15 protein-coding genes are annotated in these 20,193 nt (G+C 70.7%); 4 read left to right on the top strand and 11 right to left on the bottom strand.

The window, feature by feature from the left end; genetic code table 11:
- Positions 1 to 92: 92 nt before the first annotated feature.
- From BUE44_RS21115 to BUE44_RS21130, 4 genes are all read left to right on the top strand, one after another.
- A complete protein-coding gene (locus BUE44_RS21115; protein ID WP_073500535.1) occupies positions 93 to 761 on the top strand; it encodes a response regulator transcription factor in 669 nt (222 codons plus the stop codon).
- Positions 762 to 1,097: 336 nt separating this feature from the next.
- Entirely contained in the window at positions 1,098 to 2,348 is a 1,251-nt protein-coding gene (locus BUE44_RS21120; RefSeq protein WP_073500536.1) for a ribonuclease D, read from the top strand.
- 200 nt (positions 2,349 to 2,548) lie between these two features.
- A complete protein-coding gene (locus BUE44_RS21125; RefSeq protein WP_073500537.1) occupies positions 2,549 to 3,769 on the top strand; it encodes a thiolase family protein in 1,221 nt (406 codons plus the stop codon).
- Positions 3,766 to 5,892, top strand: a complete 2,127-nt coding sequence (locus BUE44_RS21130) for a 3-hydroxyacyl-CoA dehydrogenase NAD-binding domain-containing protein (RefSeq protein ID WP_073500538.1) — start codon at positions 3,766 to 3,768, stop codon at positions 5,890 to 5,892. The genes BUE44_RS21125 and BUE44_RS21130 overlap by 4 nt, the downstream gene beginning before the upstream one ends.
- 81 nt (positions 5,893 to 5,973) lie before the next feature.
- Here BUE44_RS21130 and BUE44_RS21135 read toward each other — a convergent pair whose 3' ends face one another.
- From BUE44_RS21135 to ngcE, 11 genes are all read right to left on the bottom strand, one after another.
- Positions 5,974 to 7,098, bottom strand: coding sequence for an SPFH domain-containing protein (locus BUE44_RS21135; protein ID WP_073500539.1), 1,125 nt, complete (start codon positions 7,096 to 7,098; stop codon positions 5,974 to 5,976).
- The gene (locus BUE44_RS21140) at positions 7,095 to 8,372 is read right to left on the bottom strand and encodes a peptidoglycan-binding protein (protein WP_073500540.1); all 1,278 of its coding nucleotides are present in this window, start codon (positions 8,370 to 8,372) and stop codon (positions 7,095 to 7,097) included. The genes BUE44_RS21135 and BUE44_RS21140 overlap by 4 nt, the downstream gene beginning before the upstream one ends.
- 136 nt (positions 8,373 to 8,508) lie before the next feature.
- Positions 8,509 to 9,372, bottom strand: a complete 864-nt coding sequence (locus BUE44_RS21145) for a DsbA family protein (RefSeq protein ID WP_235002317.1) — start codon at positions 9,370 to 9,372, stop codon at positions 8,509 to 8,511.
- Between the two features lie 112 nt (positions 9,373 to 9,484).
- Positions 9,485 to 11,425: a 1-deoxy-D-xylulose-5-phosphate synthase gene (gene dxs / locus BUE44_RS21150; protein WP_073500541.1), complete on the bottom strand. Its 1,941-nt coding sequence runs from the start codon at positions 11,423 to 11,425 to the stop codon at positions 9,485 to 9,487.
- 192 nt (positions 11,426 to 11,617) lie between these two features.
- Positions 11,618 to 12,883, bottom strand: coding sequence for a sugar ABC transporter permease (locus BUE44_RS21155; RefSeq protein ID WP_073500634.1), 1,266 nt, complete (start codon positions 12,881 to 12,883; stop codon positions 11,618 to 11,620).
- 14 nt (positions 12,884 to 12,897) lie between these two features.
- Positions 12,898 to 13,686, bottom strand: coding sequence for an ATP-binding cassette domain-containing protein (locus tag BUE44_RS21160; RefSeq protein ID WP_073500542.1), 789 nt, complete (start codon positions 13,684 to 13,686; stop codon positions 12,898 to 12,900).
- 246 nt (positions 13,687 to 13,932) lie between these two features.
- On the bottom strand, positions 13,933 to 15,033 hold the full coding sequence (locus BUE44_RS21165; protein ID WP_073500543.1) for a sugar ABC transporter substrate-binding protein: 1,101 nt from the start codon (positions 15,031 to 15,033) through the stop codon (positions 13,933 to 13,935).
- A gap of 139 nt (positions 15,034 to 15,172) precedes the next feature.
- Positions 15,173 to 16,375: an ROK family transcriptional regulator gene (locus tag BUE44_RS21170; protein ID WP_073500544.1), complete on the bottom strand. Its 1,203-nt coding sequence runs from the start codon at positions 16,373 to 16,375 to the stop codon at positions 15,173 to 15,175.
- Between the two features lie 295 nt (positions 16,376 to 16,670).
- Positions 16,671 to 17,594, bottom strand: coding sequence for a carbohydrate ABC transporter permease (locus BUE44_RS21175; RefSeq protein ID WP_073500545.1), 924 nt, complete (start codon positions 17,592 to 17,594; stop codon positions 16,671 to 16,673).
- Between the two features lie 10 nt (positions 17,595 to 17,604).
- Complete coding sequence (locus BUE44_RS21180) at positions 17,605 to 18,531, bottom strand: carbohydrate ABC transporter permease (RefSeq protein WP_073500546.1); 927 nt, start codon at positions 18,529 to 18,531, stop codon at positions 17,605 to 17,607.
- A 43-nt stretch (positions 18,532 to 18,574) separates the two neighbouring features.
- The gene (ngcE, locus tag BUE44_RS21185) at positions 18,575 to 19,996 is read right to left on the bottom strand and encodes an N-acetylglucosamine/diacetylchitobiose ABC transporter substrate-binding protein (RefSeq protein ID WP_107415793.1); all 1,422 of its coding nucleotides are present in this window, start codon (positions 19,994 to 19,996) and stop codon (positions 18,575 to 18,577) included.
- Positions 19,997 to 20,193: the final 197 nt, after the last annotated feature.

Genomic DNA, 20,193 nt, shown 5'->3' on the forward strand with positions numbered 1-20,193 from the left:
CTCAATAAATCGTGATCTTTCCCTAAAGCCCGGGGCACTTGCTGCCGAAGGAAACTGTGACCGTTTCAGTCCCCTTTGCCACAGGAGGCCCGGTGTCCGTTCTTCTCGAGCAGCCCACGAGCCTGGTCGCCTACCGTCCCAGCAAGCCGACGGCCATGGTCGTCGTAGCCGACCCCCGCGTCCGCTCCACTGTCACCCGACACCTGTGGGCTCTCGGGGTTCGCGATGTGATCGAGGCCTCGTCGATCGCCGAGGCCCGGCCCCGGGTCGGTAATCCCCGCGACATCTGCGTCGCCGACGTCCATCTCCCCGACGGTTCCGGGCTCACCCTGCTCGCCGAGACCCGCGCGGCCGGCTGGCCCAACGGCCTCGCGCTCTCCGCCGCCGACGACATCGGCGCGGTGCGCAACGCCCTCGCGGGCGGCGTCAAGGGCTACGTCGTGACCGGTACGCGCAACAGCCCGGGATCCATTGCCGGCCGCCCCGGCCTCGCCCCCCTCGGCGCCACAGCCGCCCGCATGCAACGCCGGCCCCCTGGGGCCAACGGCCATCCCGGCAACGGCTACCGGGAGCTGTCCGGCCGCGAGGTGGAGGTCCTCCGGCTCGTCGCCGAGGGCCAGTCCAACAAGGCGATCGGCGTGTCGATGGGCCTGTCGGCCCTGACCGTCAAGAGCCACCTGGCGCGGATCGCGCGCAAGCTCGGCACGGGTGACCGTGCCGGGATGGTCGCGGTCGCGCTGCGCACGGGCATCATCCACTGACCCCTCCGGGGGCGGAACGTTCCGCCCCCACGCAGGGGGGTGCCCCTTGCGACGACCGCTCGCCTGCCCACCGCGGTGGTCGCGCGCGCAGTTCCCCGCGCCCCTGAGGGGCTTGCCCTCTGTGCGGAGGGTGAGCGTTTTCGGGGGCGCGGGGAACTGCGCGACCAGCCACGACGGCGCGTAAGGCGAAGGCGCACCGCAAGGGGCAGGACACCAGGGGCGCGGGGTACGGCGCGGCAAGCCCACCACCGGGGGAAGGTCCCGGGAAAGGGGTCGGGGGCACCCCGGGAGGGACGAGCGAACCCCCGGAGGGCGCGGCACGGGTAGCCTTGACAGGTGACCGACGCCAGAGAGACCGCAACCCCGGAAGAAGACGCGGCGCCGGTTCCGCTGCTGGACCCGCGCGAGGGCATTCCGCCGGTGACCGCAGACCCGGAGGCTCTCAAGGAAGTCGTCGCGGCCTTCGCCGCGGGTTCGGGCCCGGTCGCCGTCGATGCCGAGCGCGCCTCCGGCTACCGCTACGGACAGCGGGCCTATCTGGTCCAGTTGCGCCGCGCCGGAGCAGGGACCGCGCTGATCGACCCCGTCGGGTGTCCCGACCTGTCCTCCCTGGACGCCGCGCTGCACGGCACCGAGTGGGTGCTGCACGCCGCCACCCAGGATCTTCCGTGCCTGGCCGAGCTGGGCATGCGTCCGACCTCGCTGTTCGACACCGAGCTGGCCGGGCGGCTGGCCGGTTTCCCGCGGGTCGGGTTGGGCGCGATGGTCGAGCAGGTGCTGGGCTTCGCCCTGGAGAAGGGTCATTCCGCCGTCGACTGGTCCACCCGCCCGCTGCCCGAGCCGTGGCTGCGGTATGCGGCGCTGGACGTCGAGCTGCTGGTCGACCTGCGCGACGCGCTGGAGGAGGAGCTGCGCACCCAGGGGAAGCTGGAGTGGGCGCTGCAGGAGTTCGCGGCGATCGCCGCCGCCCCGCCGCCGGCTCCCCGGGTGGACCCGTGGCGCCGGACGTCGGGCATGCACAAGGTGCGCAGGCGCCGCCAGATCGGCGTGGTGCGCGAGCTGTGGCTGGCCCGGGACCGTGCCGCCCGGGAGCGGGACGTCTCGCCGGGCCGGGTGCTGAGCGACGCGGCGATCGTGGCCGCAGCGCTGGAGAATCCGCCGAACGTGCACGCGCTGGCCGCGCTGCCCGGTTTCGGGCACCGGATGGGCCGCCGCCAGCTCGACCAGTGGCAGGCCGCGGTGGACCGGGCCCGCGGTCTTCCCGAGCGCGAGCTGCCGCAGCCGACGGCCGCGTACACCGGGCCGCCCCCGCCGCGCGCCTGGGCGGACAAGGATCCGGTCGCCGCCGCCCGCCTGTCGGCGGCCCGCGCCGCGGTCACCGCCCTGGCGGAGGAGCTGAATCTCCCGCAGGAGAACCTGATCACCCCGGACACCGTCCGGCGGGTCTGCTGGGCGCCACCCGGGGACCGCTCGCCCGAGGCGGTCGCCGCGGCGCTGGCCGAGCTGGGGGCCCGCCCGTGGCAGATCGGGCTGACCGCGCCGCTGCTGGCCGAGTCCCTCACCGCCCGCCCGCCGGCGGACGAGTAGCCCCCTTCCGTGTGACCTACGCCGCTTCCCCGGGTCGCACTGTCCCCAACGGTTACCCGCGAGTAGCATGAGCGTCAGTCGCTTTCTCCCCTCTCGGAGGGGGAAGGCAAAGAGGTCGTGAGCAACGGCCGAGCACGATCGACTGTCGACACCGGGTCCAAGCGCCCGGAGGCGAGCGAACACAAAAAAGGGAGTACCTCGTGCCCCGTACAGCGAGGGACGTCGTCTTCGTCGACGGCGTCCGTACCCCGTTCGGCAAGGCGGGCCCGAAGGGCATCTATCACGAGACCCGCGCCGACGACCTGGTGATCAAGTGCATCCGGGAGCTGCTGCGGCGGAACCCGGACCTCGACCCGGCACGTGTCGACGAGGTCGCCGTCGCCGCGACGACCCAGATCGGCGACCAGGGGCTCACCCTGGGGCGTACCGCGGGCATCCTGGCCGGGCTGCCGACGACCGTGCCCGGGTTCTCGATCGACCGGATGTGCGCCGGTGCGATGACCGCGGTGACGACGACGGCCGGCGGGATCGCGTTCGGCGCGTACGACGTGGTCGTCGCGGGCGGTGTCGAGCACATGGGGCGGCACCCGATGGGCGAGGGCGTGGACCCGAACCCGCGGTTCGTCTCGGAGAAGCTCGTCGACGAGTCCGCGATGTTCATGGGCATGACCGCGGAGAACCTGCACGACCGCTTCCCGGGGCTGACCCGGGCGCGGGCCGACGAGTTCGCGCTCCGCAGCCAGGAGAAGGCGGCGAAGGCGTACGCCAACGGCCGGATCCAGCAGGACCTGGTGCCGATCGCGGTCCGCCGCACGAACGCCGAGGCCGGTGAGACCGGCTGGGGCCTCGCGACCGCCGACGAGCCGATGCGCCCCGGCACCACGCTGGAGCAGCTGGCCGGGCTCAAGACGCCCTTCAGGGCGCACGGCCGGGTCACCGCGGGCAACGCGGCGGGCCTCAACGACGGTGCGACCGCCTCGCTGCTCGCCGCCGAGGACGTCGCCCGGGAGCTGGGCCTGCCGGTGAAGATGCGCCTGGTGTCGTACGCCTTCGCGGGCGTCGAGCCCGAGGTCATGGGCATCGGCCCGATCCCGGCCACCGAGAAGGCGCTCGCCAAGGCGGGCCTGGGCATCGAGGACATCGGGCTGTTCGAGGTCAACGAGGCCTTCGCCGTCCAGGTGCTGTCGCTGCTCGACCACTACGGCATCGCCGACGACGACCCGCGGGTCAACCAGTACGGCGGCGCCATCGCCTTCGGCCACCCGCTGGCCTCCTCCGGGGTACGGCTGATGACCCAGCTGGCCCGGCAGTTCGAGGAGCAGCCGCACGTGCGCTACGGCATCACCACGATGTGCGTCGGCTTCGGCATGGGCGGCACGGTCGTCTGGGAGAACCCCCACTTCGACGGGAGCGGCAAGTGAGCACCACCACCGAACTTCTCAAGGGTGCGGCCGAGCTGTTCCCCGGCGAGGTCGTCACCGCCGCGCAGGTACGGCACATCGACCTGCCCGGCGCGGGCCGCTTCGCGCTGATCACCCTGGACAACGGGCTGGACCACACCAAGCCGACCACCTTCGGCCCGCAGTCGCTCGCCAACCTCGACGCGGCGATCGACCAGGTCGAGAAGGAGGCGGCGGACGGCTCGATCACCGGCGTCGGCATCACCGGCAAGCCGTTCATCTTCGCGGTGGGCGCCGACCTCAAGGGCGTGGAGCTGCTGAAGCGCCACGAGGACGCGCTGGCCATCGGCAAGGGCGGGCACGACGTCTTCCGGCGCCTGTCCGCGCTCGCCGTGCCCACCTTCGCCTACTACAACGGCGCGGCCATGGGCGGCGGCGTCGAGATCGGCCTGCACTGCACCTACCGCACGGTCTCCGCCTCGGTGCCCGCCTTCTCGCTGCCCGAGGTCTTCCTCGGCCTGGTGCCCGGCTGGGGCGGCTGCGCGCTGCTGCCGAACCTGATCGGCGCGGACCGCGCGGTCACCGTGATCATCGAGAACTCGCTGAACCAGAACCGCCAGCTCAAGGGCGCCCAGGTCTTCGAACTGGGCATCGCAGACGCGCTGTTCGAGGCGGCGGACTTCCTGGAGCAGTCGCTGGCGTGGACCGCGGCCGTCCTCAAGGGCGAGATCGAGGTCGTACGCCCCGAGGTCGACCGCGGTGACGCCTGGGACCAGGCCGTGGAGCGCGGGCGCTTCATCGCCGACGGCAAGGTGCACGGCGCGGCCCCGGCGGCCTACCGGGCGCTGGACATCATCGCGGCGGCCAAGGACGGCGACCTCGGGAGGGGCTTCGACGCCGAGGACGCGGCGCTGGCCGACCTGATCATGGGCGGCGAGCTGCGCAGCGGCATCTACGCCTTCAACCTGGTGCAGCGGCGCGGCAAGCGCCCGGTCGGCGCCCCCGACAAGGCACTGGCCAGGCCCGTGTCCAAGGTCGGCGTGGTCGGCGCGGGCCTGATGGCCTCGCAGCTGGCACTGCTGTTCGTGCGCCGCCTCGAAGTGCCCGTGGTGCTGACCGACATCGACCAGGCGCGGATCGACAAGGGCGTGGCCTACGTCCACGGCGAGATCGACAAGCTGCTGGCCAAGGGCAGGCTCGGCCAGGACGCGGCGAACCGCTACAAGGCGCTGGTGACCGGACACCTCGACAAGGCCACGGCCTTCGGTGACGCGGACTTCGTCATCGAGGCGGTCTTCGAGGAGATGGGCGTCAAGCAGCAGGTCTTCGCGGAGCTGGAGGCGGTGGTGCGCCCGGACACGATCCTGGCCACGAACACCTCCTCGCTGTCGGTGACCGAGATGGCCGCGAAGCTCGACCACCCCGAGCGGGTGGTGGGCTTCCACTTCTTCAACCCGGTCGCGATCCTGCCGCTGCTGGAGATCGTCCGCGGTGAGGGCACCGACGACCCGTCGCTGGCGACGGCCTTCGCGGTGGCCAAGAAGCTGCGCAAGACCGCGGTGCTGGTCAAGGACGCGCCGGCCTTCGTCGTCAACCGGATCCTGACCCGCTTCATGGGCGAGATCCAGAACGTCATCGACGAGGGCACCCCGGTGGCGGTCGCCGAGAAGGCGATCGAGCCGCTGGGCCTGCCGATGTCCCCGCTGGTGCTGCTGGAACTGGTCGGCCCCGCCATCGGCCTGCACGTCTCGCAGACCCTGCACGGCGCCTTCCCCGATCGCTTCACCGTCTCGGAGAACCTGGCGGCGGTCGTCAAGGCCGGCAAGCGCGGCTTCTACGTCTACGACTCGGGCCGCCCCGAGCTGGACCCGGAGGTCGCCGCGCTGCTCAAGCAGGGCGACAGCGTGCTGACCGAGGAGCAGGTGCGGGAGCGGGTGCTCGACGCGGTGGCGCAGGAGATCGGGCTGATGCTCGACGAGGGCGTGGTCGCCGAGGCGCAGGACATCGACCTGTGCCTGATCACCGGTGCCGGCTGGCCCTTCCACCTGGGCGGTGTGACTCCTTACCTGGACCGTGAGGGCGTCTCGCAGCGGGTGAACGGCAAGCCGTTCCTGGCCCCGGGCGTCGCGAGCGTCCCGGCCTGACGCGGACCGATACGAGGGGGGCGGGGCCGTTGCGGCCCCGCCCCCTCCCGTTTCCCGCCCCCGCCCTTTCCGAGCCCCGGCTCAGCCGCGCGGCCGGCCCCCCGCGGGCTCGGGGGCGGCGAGCAGGGCCACCGTCAGGTCGCGGACCAGAGACTTGCGTTCGTAGTCGTCCAGCTCCACCAGGCCGCGCTCGGCGATCCCGCGCAGGGTGTCGGCGACCGCGGTCAGGACGTCGTCCAGCACCGCCCTGCGCCGCCTGGCCTCCAGCGAGGCGATCCTGGCCCGGCGCATCGCCACCGCGACCTCGGGGGCGTAGTCCAGCCGCACCGGCGTCACCGAGAAGACCTCCACGCCCGCCTCGCGCACCGCGCCGGCCACCAGGCGCCCCAGCTCGTCGCCGAGCCGGTCGCAGTCCCGCAGCGTCACCGCGTCACCGCGGAAGTCGTCCGCCGGGTGCCGGGACACCGCACGGGCGACCGCCGCCTCGACCTCCTCGCGCAGCAGCCGGGTGCAGTCGTCGACCGCGAAGGCGGCCCGCGCGGTCTCCCTGATCCGCCACACCAGCAGCACGGTGACCTGGACGGGGGTGCCGTACGCGTCGACCGCGTCGATCGGGCGGCTGCGCCAGTGCCTCAGCGACACGTCCATCCGGCGCCGCCGCAGCAGGGGGCTGATCCACAGCAGCCCGGTGCGGCGGACCGTGCCGCGGTAGCCGCCGTACCGGGTGAGCACCCAGACCCTGCCGGGCCGGCCCCGCGTCAGCCCGCTGCCCGCGAGCGCGGCGACGGCGCCGATGAGCACCAGCCCGCTCCACAGCCCGCTCCCCCGCACCACGCCGTCCGGCGGCCCGGGCAGCAGCCCGCCGGTCGGCGGCAGCGGGAGCAGTCCCGCCCGCCACAGCAGCCACGCCGCGGCGCCGACCGCGGCCGCCAGCGCGGTCCCCGCCGTCCACCCCGGCAGGCACGGACCCGGCCGCTCGGCGAGCGCGTCAGCGGGCGGCTGGACCCGCGGCATCAGCAGCGTCTGCTCGGTGGAGGGGCCGGGCTGCTCGGGCAGGTCCGCCCTGGCGGGGCCGTCGGGACGGTCGTCCTGCGCGAGGCCGCCGGCCTGGGCGGCTTCCGCGGTCCGCGCGGGCCGTTCGGCGGCCCGCGCTGGCTCCTGGCTCTCCGCGGGCCCGGTGGGTGCGGCGGTGTCGGGTGGTGTCACGAGAACAGTCGCCTCCACGTCTCGGGGCCGGGATGTCCGTCGGCGCTGCGGCCCGACCAGCCCTGGGCGCGCTGGAAGGCCTCGACCTTGCGGCGGTCGGCCTCGCGCCAGTGGCGGCTGGGGCGGTAGCCGGCGCCGAAGCCCTTGGCGACCAGCCGGTGGCCGAGCGCGAGGACGCTGTCATTGCCGCGCCCGGGGCGGAAGGACCCGGCCCCGGGGTACGGCGGGGCCGTGGACTTGTGGCCAGTGGTGCCTTCCGGGCGGAGGGACCCGGCCCCGGGGTGCGACGGGGCCGTGGTTTTGTGGGCGGTGGTGCGCCGCGGGCCGCCGGCGATGTCGTGGCCCTTGTGGTGGACCAGGTACGACCACGTGGTGGGGCCGGGCATGCCGTCGGCCTTGGCGCCGGTCCAGCCCTGGGCGCGCTGGAAGGCGGCGGTGGCGGCGCGGTCGGCCGCGCTCCACACCCGCCCGGGACCGACCCGGTAGTAGGCGCCGGCGCCGCGGCCGATCAGCAGGCTGCCGAGCCGGGCGACGGCGGCGCCGGAGCGGCCGGTGCCGAACGCGGCCCGGCCCGGGTAGCCGGTGGCGGCGGGCCCGGGGCTGCCGGCCAGGTACCGGTAGCGGTACGGGACGTACTTCGCGGAGTCGACCCAGTAGGCGTACGGCGTCGTCCTGGCCCTGGCGCCGGGGACCGCCTGCTCGTAGGCCTTGTAGCGGGTGCGCGACCTGTTCGCCCAGCCCGCGAAGATCACGGCGTGGGAGCCCTTCTGCGGGTCCGCGGTGTTGTGGAAGAGCAGGAGGTCGCCCGGCCGCAACCGGTCGCGGGTGACGCGGACCGCGTAGTGGGCGAGGTCGCCGGTCCAGGCGTTGACGCCGAGCCCCCAGGCCATGGAGACGAAGCCGGAGCAGTCCTGCCGGTAGCCGTCCTTCCAGTGGGCGGTCATGCTGTACGGCACCCCGGCCGTCACCCACCTCTTGGCCCGTTGCAGGATCTGCGCGCGGGTCAGCCGCAGCGGGACGGGCGCGGCGGGCGCGGCCAGGGAGCCGCGGCCGGTGGTGTGGCCGGTGACAGCGGCGGGGCGGGGCACGGCGGCGGCCGCGGTGCCGCTGAGCGCGGTGCCCGCCACGGCGGCCACCACCAGGGCCCTGGTGGCGCCGGTGCCGGCGGGCCCGCGGGTGTCTCGGGCCAGGGAGTCGGCGAGGCGCTGCCGTGCGCAGCCCTCGCATCCGCAGGCGGGCGGTGGTTCGACGTCGTCGAACAGCGGCATCGGCATGCACACCACTCCTCTGTGATCGGGCGTCACCTGTCTTGCTACCCGATTTCTCCGAAAAGTTGACGAAATCGGAGATATCTGTGCAAGAAGGGGTGAATCGCCCGATCGCGAGGGGCGGCAGAAAGCCGAAAGAGCGTCAGCCGGCCAGCGCGGGAGTGTCCGTCGGGACGGCCTGCAGGGCGATGACCCGCTTGGCCTCCTTGAGGATCTGGGCGCGCAGCTTCGCCGGCGTCAGCGAGGTGTGCACGGTCTTGACCGCGACTCCGTTGACCTCCACGACCGGGACCGTACCGAAGCCCGAGGCGGCGAAGTCCGCCTGCGACTTGTCCACCCAGCCCTCGTGGTCGCGCTGCTCGATGCACGGGTCGAAGCTGGCGGTCTGGATCTTGCCCGCCTTGTCGGCCAGCTTGCGCATCATCTTCTCGCTCGCGAACCCGTCGACCTTGGGGTCGCTCGGCTGGTGCTTCCACACCTGGCCGACGAAGGCGGAGAAGCGGCCCTGGTCCTGCGCGCAGGCCGCGGCATTGGCCGCCACCAGGGCGCCGGAGCCGCCGTACTGCTTGTCCGAAACGGTCACCAGGCGGTAGTCGATGGTCACCTGGCCGGTGGTCAGCAGCTGCTGGAAGGTCGCCTCGTACTCCTCGTGGAAGGCCTTGGAGTCGGGGCTGCGCAGGTCCTCGTAGACCGTGACGGTCACCGGGACGGTCGGGCGCACCGGGATGGCGAGCTTGGGGCCCGCGGCGGGGGCGGGGCTCGGTGACGCGCCGTCCGTGGGGGGCGCCGCCGGCGGCCGGGCCGCGGCGACCGCGCCGCTGGGCTCGGAGACCTTCACGTCCTTGTTGCCGCGGACGTGGGCACCGATCACCGCCGACGCACCGAAGACCACGACCATCGCCGTCACGCCGATCGCGTACGGGCGCAGCCGGTCGACCACGGACCTGCGCTTCTTCTTCGGGGCCGCCGAACCGCCCGGAGTGTCGGGTCCCTTGGACTCCGTCATTGCTACGCCACCTCGATCATCCGCACTGCTCTCGCGCATTTCTACCACCGGTCCCGGGAGCCCCGTTAACGGGGCTCCCGGGCCGCCACGCGGTCCCGGGGGCGCGGCACGGTCAGTCCTTCGCGAGCTCCGCGGTGCTGCTCGCGCCGCCGCCGGCCGCCGCGTCGGCGAACCGGCCGTCGATGGTGGCGAACACCCCGGTGACCTGGCGGGCGATGTCCGGCGCGGTCAGCCCGATCGCGGCCATGACGTCCTTGCGGGAGCCGTGGGCGAGGAACTGCGGCGGAATGCCGAAGTCGCGCAGCGGCACGTCCACCTCGGCGTCGCGCAGCGCCTGCGCGATCGCCGAGCCGACACCGCCGACCCTGCCGTTGTCCTCGACGGTGACCACCAGGCGGTGCCGGGCGGCCAGGCCGGGCAGCGCGTCGTCCACCGGCTTGACCCAGCGCGGGTCGACCACGGTGCTGGTGATGCCCTGGGCGTCGAGCAGCGCGGCGATCTCCAGGCACATCGGGGCCAGCGCGCCCACCGAGACCAGCAGCACGTCGGGCTGCCCGTCGCCGGCCGGCTCGCGCAGCACGTCCATGCCGCCGACCCGGCCGACCGCGGCGACCGCCGGGCCGACCGCGCCCTTGGAGTAGCGGACCACGGTGGGGGCGTCCTCGACCGCGACGGCCTCCCGCAGCTGCGCCCTGACCTGGTCGGCGTCGCGCGGGGCGGCGATCCGCAGGCCGGGCACGACCTGGAGGATCGACATGTCCCACATGCCGTTGTGCGAGGCGCCGTCACTGCCGGTCACGCCGGCCCGGTCGAGCACGAAGGTGACGCCGCACTTGTGCAAGGCGACGTCCATCAGCACCTGGTCGAAGGCCCGGTTGAGGAAGGTCGCGTAGACCGCGAAGACCGGGTGCAGGCCGCCGGTGGCCAGGCCCGCGGCCGACACGGCGCCGTGCTGCTCGGCGATGCCGACGTCGTAGACCCGGTCGGGGAAGGCGGCGGCGAATTTGGTCAGGCCCACCGGGTGCAGCATCGCGGCGGTGATGGCCACGATGTCGGAGCGCTCCTTGCCCAGCTCCAGCATCTCGTCGCCGAAGACCGAGGTCCAGTCGGCGCCGGCCGCGGCGATGGGCAGTCCGGTGTCGGGGTGGATCGGGCCGATGCCGTGGAAGCGGTCGGTCTCGTCGCGCTCGGCCGGGGTGTAGCCGCGGCCCTTCTCGGTGATGCAGTGCACGATCACCGGGCCGCCGAAGCGGCGGGCGCGCTGGAGGGCGGACTCCACTGCCTCGATGTCGTGGCCGTCGATCGGGCCGACGTACTTCAGGCCCAGGTCCTCGAACATCCCCTGCGGGGTGATGAAGTCCTTCAGGCCCTTCTTGGCGCCGTGCAGCGTCTCGTAGAGCGGGCGGCCGATGAGCGGGGTGCGCTCGAGGAGCTCCTTGGTGCGGGCCAGGAACTGCTCGTAGCCGTCGGTCGTGCGCAGGGTGGCCAGGTGGTTGGCCAGGCCGCCGATGGTCGGCGAGTACGACCACTCGTTGTCGTTGACGACGATCACCAGCGGGCGGTCCTTGGCGGCGGCGATGTTGTTCAGCGCCTCCCAGGCCATGCCGCCGGTCAGCGCCCCGTCGCCGATGACGGCGACGACGTGGTCGTCGCGCTCCAGCAGCTCGTTGGCCTTGGCCAGGCCGTCGGCCCAGCCCAGCACGGTCGAGGCGTGGCTGTTCTCGATCACGTCGTGCTCGGACTCGGCGCGCGAGGGGTAACCGGACAGGCCCCCGGTGCTCTTGAGCCGGGCGAAGTCCTGGCGCCCCGTCAGCAGCTTGTGCACGTACGCCTGGTGGCCGGTGTCGAACAGGATGCGGTCGGCGGGCGAGTGGAAGACCCGGTGCAGCGCGATCGTCAGTTCCACCACGCCGAGGTTGGGGCCCAGATGCCCACCGGTCTTGGAGACCGCTTCGACGAGGAAGGAGCGGATCTCGCCGGCCAGCTGCACGAGCTGCTGCTGGTCGAGCCGGTCGAGGTCGCGTGGTCCGTTGATACGGGTCAGCACTGCCACCCGATCCTCCTCTGCCTGTCGCTCCCGGCCGATCTGGCCTTGGACGAGTCTAATGTTCCGGTTACCGGCGCGTCGGCCGCCCCGTGCGATCTCCGTCACGGCGCTCCTGCCCTCTTCCCTCGGGCCCGCGCACGCCGAACCGCCGGCCGGTCCTGGAAGGCCAGGTCCGACCGGCGGTGCGGGGTGTGCGTGTTACGCGCGGCCGGAGCTGCGCTGGGTGCGGCGGGACACCGAGTCGACGACCACGGCGGCGAGCAGAACCGCGCCGGTGATCATGTACTGGATCGACTGGTCCATGTTCAGCAGGTCAAGACCGGTCTGGATGGACTGGATGACCAGCATGCCGAGCAGGGCGGACCAGACGTTGCCGCGACCGCCGAACAGGCTCGTACCGCCGATGACGGCGGCTGCGATGGCGAGCATCAGCAGGTTGCCGGTACCGGCCTGCAGGGTGGCGGTGTAGGTCTGGCCGGCCAGGAACAGGCCGCCGATGGCCGCGAAGCCGCCGGAGATGGCGAAGACGACGATGCGGATCATGGCGACGTTGATACCGGCGCGGCGGGCGGCCTCGATGCTGCCGCCGACCGCGAAGATCTTGCGGCCGAAGGTGGTGCGGCGCAGCACGAAGTCACAGATCACCAGGGTGGCCAGGAAGATCACCAGGGCATTGGGCACACCGGCGGACTTGTTGAGCACGTACGCGGCGACGTACGCCACGACGGCCAGCGCGACGGTGCGGACCAGGATCTCGCCGGTGGGCCGGAAGGGCACGCCGGCGGACCGGCGGCGGCTCTGGTCGATCAGCGAGCCGACCAGCAGCGCGCCGACGCCCAGGGTCGCCAGGATGTACGCGCCGGCGATGCTCTGGTTCATGAAGAACGAGCGCTGGCCCAGGACGTGCAGCAGGCCCTTGTCCTGGATCGTGAGGCTGCCCGTGCCGCGCAGCAGCCACTGCATCAGACCGGTCCAGCCGAGGAAGCCGGCCAGGGTGACGACGAACGCCGGGACGCCGATCTTGGCGAAGAAGAAGCCGTGGATCGCGCCGATGGCGATACCGGTGAGGACCGTCAGCACGACCGCGACCCACGCGTTGATGTTGTGGGTGACGCTCAGGCTGGCGAAGACCGCCGCGGCCAGACCGCTGACCGAGGCGACCGACAGGTCGATCTCACCGAGCAGCAGCACGAAGACCAGGCCGACGGCGAGCATGCCGGTGCCGGCCATGAAGTAGCAGATGTTGACCATGTTCGCGGAGCTGAGGAACAGGCTGTCCTTCAGCTGGAAGATGGTCCAGATGATCACCAGCGCGAGGATGACCGGCAGCGAGCCCAGCTCGCCGCCCTTCAACTTGCGCTTGAACTCGGTGAGGTAGCCCTTCAGGCCCTCCTCACGGACCAGCAGCCGGGGGTCCAGCGGCGCCACGGCCGGCGGCGGCACCTCGTCCAGCGGCTGTCGCATCGTGGTCTTGTCGCTCACTGGGTCGCCTCCGCGTTGCGCGCCAGCCGGCGGGTCACGGCGTTGTCCGTGGCTCCGGTGATCGCAGCGATGATCTGTTCGTTGGTGGTGCCCTTGACCGGGAACGCACCGTTGTTCTTGCCGAGGCGCAGCACGTGGACGGTGTCCGCGACCGCCGTGACGTCGGCCATGTTGTGGCTGATGAGGATGACGCCGAGCCGGCGCTCGCGCAGCCGCTCGACCAGGTCGAGGACCTGGGCGGTCTGCTCGACACCGAGGGCGGCGGTCGGCTCGTCGAGGATGACGACCTTGGGCTCGCCGATCAGTGCGCGGGCGATGGCCACCACCTGGCGCTGGCCGCCGGAGAGGCTGGCGATCGGGATTCTGACGCTGGGAATGCGGATCGACAGCGTGTTCAGAAGTTCGCGGGAGCGCTTTTCCATCGTGACCTCGTCGAGGCTGCCGTAACGCAGCAGCTCGCGGCCGAGGTAGAGATTACCGACAACATCGAGGTTGTCGCACAGCGCGAGGTCCTGGTAGACCGTGGCTATACCGAGACCCTGGGCGTCCTGCGGCCGGTTGATGTGCACCGGCCGGCCTTCCCACTCGATAACGCCCTCGTCGACGGGGTGAACGCCCGCGATGGTCTTGACCAGGGTCGACTTACCGGCTCCGTTGTCACCAACAAGGGCGACAACCTCTCCGGCGTGGACCTCCAACTCGACATCGGTGAGGGCCTGGACCGCACCGAATCGCTTGGAGACTCCGCGCAACGCCAGCACGGGCGTAGCGGACACGTGAACCATCTCCTTCGCCGCCTGACCGGCGGGGATGCCGCGTGCTGAACAGAACAGCCGCGGAGGGAGTGCACAGAGCACAGGATTACAAAGTGAACGGGGAAGGGGTAGTACCCCTGCCCCGATTGCTGCTCCCGCAAGCGTTTCCGTCCGGCACCCCGCCCCTAGCGGGGTGTTTTGTCGGGGTGGGGCGCCGGACAGGCTTGCGGTTTGCGGTGCGGGGACGGTGAACCGGCCCGAACCGCGGGGTCCGGACTAGGAGATGCCGGCGGCGGCGCAGGCCGCGGCGAAGTCCGACGTGCAGATCTGGTCCTTGGTGTACAGGTTGTCCTTCACGACCGTGTCCTTGATGTTGGCCTTGGTCACGGAGAAGGCCGGCAGCAGCTTGGACGGGATCTCGGATCCGCCGAGCTGCTTGGCGGTGGTGTCGGCGACGCTCTTGAAGTCCTTGCCGTTCACCAGGTCCACCGCGATCTCGGCGGTGGCGTCGGCCTCGGGCGCGTAGGGCTTGTAGATCGTGCTGGTCTGCGTGCCGGCCAGCAGCCGCTGCACACCCGCGAGTTCCGCGTCCTGACCGGTCAGCGGCGGGTTGATGCCGGCGCCCTTGAGGGCGGTCGCGATACCACCGGCCATACCGTCGTTGGCGGAGTAGACGCCGGCGATGTTGCCCTTGCCGAGCTGGGTGATCGCAGCGGACATCTTCTGCGCGGCGACGGTGTCCTTCCACAGGCCGGACTGCTCGTAGGCGATCTTGACCTTGCCGTCCAGCACCTTGTGGGCGCCGGCCTTGAACATGGCGGCGTTCGGGTCGGCCGGGTCACCGTTGATCATGACAACGTTGGCGGACGGCGTGGCCTTCGGGCCCATGGCGTCGAGCAGGGCCTGGCCCTGCAGCTCGCCGATCTTCTCGTTGTCGTAGGAGACGTAGGCGGAGATCGGACCCTCGGCGAGGCGGTCGTAGGCGACGACCTTGATGCCCTTGTCGACTGCGGCCTGGACGGAGGACTTGATACCGGTCGAGTCCTGGGCGTCCAGGATGAGGACCTTGACGCCCTTGGCGATCATGCTGCTGACCTGCTGGGCCTGCTTGGCCGGGTCACCGGCCGCGTTGTCGTACTGCACGTTGCAGTCCGGGCACAGCTCGGCGATCTTCTTCTCGATCAGCGGCTTGTCGAACTTCTCGTACCGGGTCGTCGCGTTCTCCGGCAGCAGCAGGCCGATGGACTTGTTCTTGCTGTCGCTGCTGCTGTTGCTGCTGGAGCTCTTGTTGTCACCGGCCTTACCGCAGGCGGCCATGGTGAGCGCTATCGAAACAGCTGCTGTCCCGACGACGATGCGACGCGTCATTGCGTTCATGTGAAGATGCCTCCCTGACAGGGCCGCAACACCGCGGCCGAGGTGCTGGTGAGTCAACTCCGGCTGACACCCTGTCGTCAAGAAGTAAACACTTAACGAGATGGCAACGGCGCGTTTCGTTAGCAGTGTGAACGCTCAGTTATGCCGAAAAGGCCGGTGTGTCAACCGGTTGATTCCCATCCAAAAGGGTCGAATCGCCCATCTCGCTCAGGACCAGGGCAAGAGCGCCCAGAACCTCCGCCCGGGCTCCCAGCGCACCGGGTACCACCGACAGCCGCTGGGCGGCGCTGGGGATCGCGTAACGGGACACCGACTCCCTTATCGGGCCGAGCACCAGCTCCCCCGCCTCCGCCAGATCGCCGCCGAGCACGATCCGGCTGGGGTTGAGCAGGTTGCACAAACTGGCCACGCCCATGCCGATGTGCCGCCCGACGTCGCCGGTCACCCGGCGGCAGCCCGGGTCGCCCTCGCGGGCCAGCTGCACCATGCGCGGCACGGTCAGGCCCTCGCCGTGGCTGCCGCGCAGCAGCTCCAGCACGTAGCGGGCCGCGGTGAAGGTCTCCAGGCAGCCGCGGTTGCCGCAGCGGCAGACCGGCCCCGACTCGTCCAGCGTGATGTGGCCGATCTCGCCGGCCGTGCCCCCCGGGCCGCGGTAGATCCGGCCGTCTATCACCAGGCCCGCGCCGACTCCGCTGGCCACCTTGATGTAGGCCAGGTCCTTGACCCCGCGGCCGCCGCCCCAGACCAGCTCGCCGAGCGCGCCGAGATTGGCGTCGTTGTCCACCTGGACCGGGACGCCGAGCCGGTCGGACATCTCCTGGCGCGGGTTGATGCCGCTCCAGCCCGGCAGGATCGCGGTCGAGCCGAGCGCGCCGGACTCCACGTCGATCGGCCCGGGCACCCCGAGGCCGACGCCGAGCACCTTGTCGGCGCTGATGCCGGTGGACTCCACGAGGCGGGCCACCAGCTGCTCGGCCCGGTCGAAGCCCTGCGAGGCCGAGGCGTCCACGTCGATCGGCTCGGACTGCTCGGCCAGCACCTGGTGCGCCAGGTTGCCCACGGCGACCCGCAGGTGGGAGTGGCCGAAATCGACGCCGACCACGATGCCGGCGTCCCCGGACAGCGCCACGCTGCGCGCCCGCCGACCCCCCGAGGAGGTCGGCGTGACCTGCACCGTTCCGTTGTCCCGCAGCTCACGTACGATATTGGACACTGTCGCGGCCGACAGACCGGTGCTGCGCGCGATCTCCGCCTGGGTGAGCGATCCGGCCAGTCGTACGGCGCGCACCACGCGTTCCAGATTGGCCCGGTGCAGTGATGACTGCGATCCCGGAGTCTCCACGACATCCACTCCTGCCCGGCAGGCGGCCCGTGTCCGCTTGCCCGCACGGGACGGGGCCGAGCCCTGATGCAGATGCAGCACACCAGCGAGACCCCGTCGTCTACAACATGTGAACTCTAAGTTGAGTGTTTGGGGTGATGTCCCGTCAAGGGGGAGAACCACACCGTTATGCGAATCGGCTCGGGGAGCGCCGAGCGGCGGCTCCGCGGGAAGCGGAGCCGCCGGGGGCCGGCCGGCCGTGCACGGGAGGGTCCACGGGGGCCCGGGGAGGGCTGCGGGAGCCTGCGGGCGCGCGCTACTTGAGGGCCCCCGCGGTGAGTCCGGCCTGCACCTGGCGCTGGAAGACGATGTAGACGGCCAGCACCGGGAGCATCGCGATCGACAGGCCCGCGAAGAGCCCGCCCCAGTCGCCCTGATAGCCCTGCTGCACGGCGAGGTCGGCCAGCCCCTGGGTGAGCACCCACTTGTTGGTGTCGCCCTGGTTCAGCACCAGCGGCAGCAGGTACTGGTTCCACTGCCCGAGCACGTTGAAGATCCCGATGCTGATGATTCCGGGCTTGGCCATCGGCACCATGATCTGGAAGAAGGTCCTGGTGTGGGACGCGCCGTCCACCAGTGCCGCCTCCGCCACCGAGGTCGGCAGGGTGCGGAAGAAGGACGTCATGAAGAAGACGGTGAAGGGCAGCGAGTAGGCGATGTAGACCAGGATCAGCCCCGGCAGGGTGTTGATGATGCCGAGGTTGGTGGTGACGAAGAAGAGCGGCACCAGCACCATGACCACCGGGAAGGCCATGCCTCCCACGAAGAGGAAGTAGATCAGCCGGTTGCCGGGGAATTCGAACCGGGCCAGAACGTAGGCAGCCATCGAGCCGAACAGCATGGTGCCGACGGTCGAGAAGCCGACCACGATGATGGTGTTGATGAAGTACTGGCCCATGTTCGCCTTCGTCCAGGCGTGGGACCAGTTCTCGAAGTGCAGGTGGGTCGGCAGTGACAGCGGGTGGCTGAGGATGTCCCCTGAACTCTTGAAGGAGCTCCACAGCGCCCACAGCAGCGGCAGGCCCACCATCAGCGCCCACACGGCGAGGAAGACATGGCTGAAGGCGTTCAGCACGCCGCCCTCGCTGCGCCGCCATTTCCAGCGGGCCGCGTCGGAGGCGGGCGAGCCGGACTTGCGGGGCGCGGAGCCCGGGGCCCCGTCGATCGTCTCGGTTGTCATCGGGGCACCCCTAGAACTCGATACGCTCGCGGCGCGACAGCCGCAGCGTCAGTACGGCGAACACCAGCGTCACGATCAGCATGGCGACACCCATGGCCGCCGCCAGGCCGTACTGGCTGTTGTCCCGGAAGGCCGTCTTGAACAGCAGCAGCGGTACGACGTCGGTCTTCTCGTTGGGACCGCCGTTGTTGACCGACATCAGCTGCACGTAGGCGAAGGCGTCCATGGCGATGATGCCCATGTAGACCCAGCCGGTGGCGACGGTGTCGGACAGCAGCGGCAGGGTGACCCGGAAGAAGGTGGTCGTCCGGTTGGCGCCGTCCAGGAGCGAGGCCTCGTAGATCTCGGTCGGGATGGAGGACATGCCCGCCGAGAAGAGCACCACGTAGAAGCCGACGTTCGCCCAGACCATCACCGCCATGATGCAGGCCAGCGCGAGTTTCGGGTCGCCGAGCCAGGACTGGGCCTGCGAGCCGAGCCCGATGCCGTGCAGGACGACGTTGAGCACGCCCTCCTCGGGGTCCGGGTTGTAGATCTGCTGCCACAGGATGGCGATCACCGCGACGGAGAGCACCTGGGGGAAGAAGAAGATGATCTTGTAGGCGCCCGACCCCCTGACGCCGGCGACCGACGCGCTGCCTTTGCGCCGGCCGCCGACGTTGAGCATGAAAGCGAAGAACAGACCGAGCGCCAGCGTCACGACCGGCACGATCAGCAGCAGCAGGATGTTGTGCCACAGCGACTGCCAGAAGAGGTGGTTGTGAATGATCTTCCGGTAGTTGTCGAACCCGATGTAGTGCTTGTCGGGGGTGAGCCCGGTCCAGTCCGTCAAGGAGATCTGGAAGTCCTGCACGAAGGGCGAGATCACAAGGACCCCGTACAGCGCCAGGGGAATCGCCAGAAACCCGATGATGAACCGGTACTTGCCGTGTCGCATGTCGCCGGTCGCTCTCGTCTCAGCCGTTAGAGGGGGTTACCGATCACAGGTGCTTGAACTTGGGCACGGACGAGTCCTTCTTGGTGGCGTCGGAGGCCTTCTGGGCGCCCTCGATCCACTTGGCGGCGTTGATCTGCCCGGTGAGCAGCTGGGCCGTCAGGTTGCCGATCGTCTCCTGGTTGAGCTTGACGTACCAGTCCTGGATGCGCGCGTTGAGCACGTTCGGACCCGCCGCCTTGAGCGCCGCGCTCGCCGAGGCCAGGCCCGGGGTGAGGGTCAGGCCCTCGGCCGAACCGGCGACGCAGGTGAGCGACTTGATGGTGTTGGTGAAGTTGTCCGTCTGCTTCTTGGCCAGCATGATGCGCAGCAGCTCCATGCCGCCGGCCGGGTTCTTGCCGTTGGCTGCCACGATGAAGGGCTCACCGGCTGCCGCGTAGAGCGTGCCGAAGGGCAGCTTGTCGCTGTCGCCGCCGCCGACCAGCGGGCCGACCGCCAGGTCGAAGTCCTTGGGCATGGTCGGGGCGGCCTCGTTCTCCACCCACGAGCCGTCGGCCACCAGGGCCGCCTTGCCCTTGGTCCAGTCGGTCTGCATCTGGATGTGCGTCTTGCCCTCGGAGCCGGCCAGGAAGTACTTCTTGGCGGCCAGTTCCTCGTAGTAGCCCACGACCTGCTTGACCGCGTCGACCTGGAAGGCGCCGTCCTCCAGGTCGTCGATGGCGTTGAGGACCTCCTTGCCGCCGACCTTGCCGATCTGGGCGAAGAGGTCGAAGTGCACGTAGTACGGGTACTTGCCCGGGTAGGTGAACAGCGCGATACCGGCGGCCTTGGTCTTGGCGCCGAGCGCGATCATCTCGTCGAAGGTCTTGGGGTAGGTCCAGCCCTTGGCCTGGAAGAGCTTGTTGGAGTACCAGCTGCCGTAGACGGTGAAGGCGTAGTTCAGCGCGTACATCTGCTGCGAGCCGAACTGGCCCTGCTCGACGGTGCCGGCGATCAGGACGTCGCGGACCTTCTTGGCCGGGTCGTCGATCGTCGGGGCGTCCAGCAGCGGCGTCAGGTCCAGCAGCTTGCCCTCCTTGGCGAGGGCCGCGGTGTCGAGGTTGTCGGCACCGGAGTTGTCCATGAAGTCCGGCGGCGTGTTGTTGGCGAAGCGCGGCTGCAGCTTCGGCCCTATGGCCTGCGTGCCGGTGTGCTTGACAGTTACGCCGTAGCTCGTGTTGTACGCGGACTCGGCGGCCTTGATGTAGTCGTCGCCGAAGCCGCCCTTGAAGACGAACGCCTCCAGCGGCGCGCCGTTCTTGACACCGAGCGGGTTGTTGGCCGACTTGGTGCCGGTCGCCACCGGCTTGTTCTTGTCCCCACCACTGGACGTGGCACATGCCGACAGCAGCGAACCCGACGGAATCGCCACCACGCCGATCGCCATTGCCCGCTTGATTGCATCGCGCCGGTTGAACTCGGATCCCATGCTCAAGTCCTCGCCTTCTCCAGGACTCATGCGGTGCAGCGGAATCCGCCGACGCCCGCGAACAGTTGAAGCTTGAGTGATGCCGTGCATCCAGTGAGGCAGGGAACGATATCCGACGACCGGCGGTGCCACCCTGCCGATTGACCCGCCTGACCCCGTGCTCCAGCAGGTTCCCTGGACGCGCACAGGTATAGTCC

The organism is Actinacidiphila paucisporea (assembly GCF_900142575.1).
Taxonomy (GTDB): domain Bacteria; phylum Actinomycetota; class Actinomycetes; order Streptomycetales; family Streptomycetaceae; genus Actinacidiphila; species Actinacidiphila paucisporea.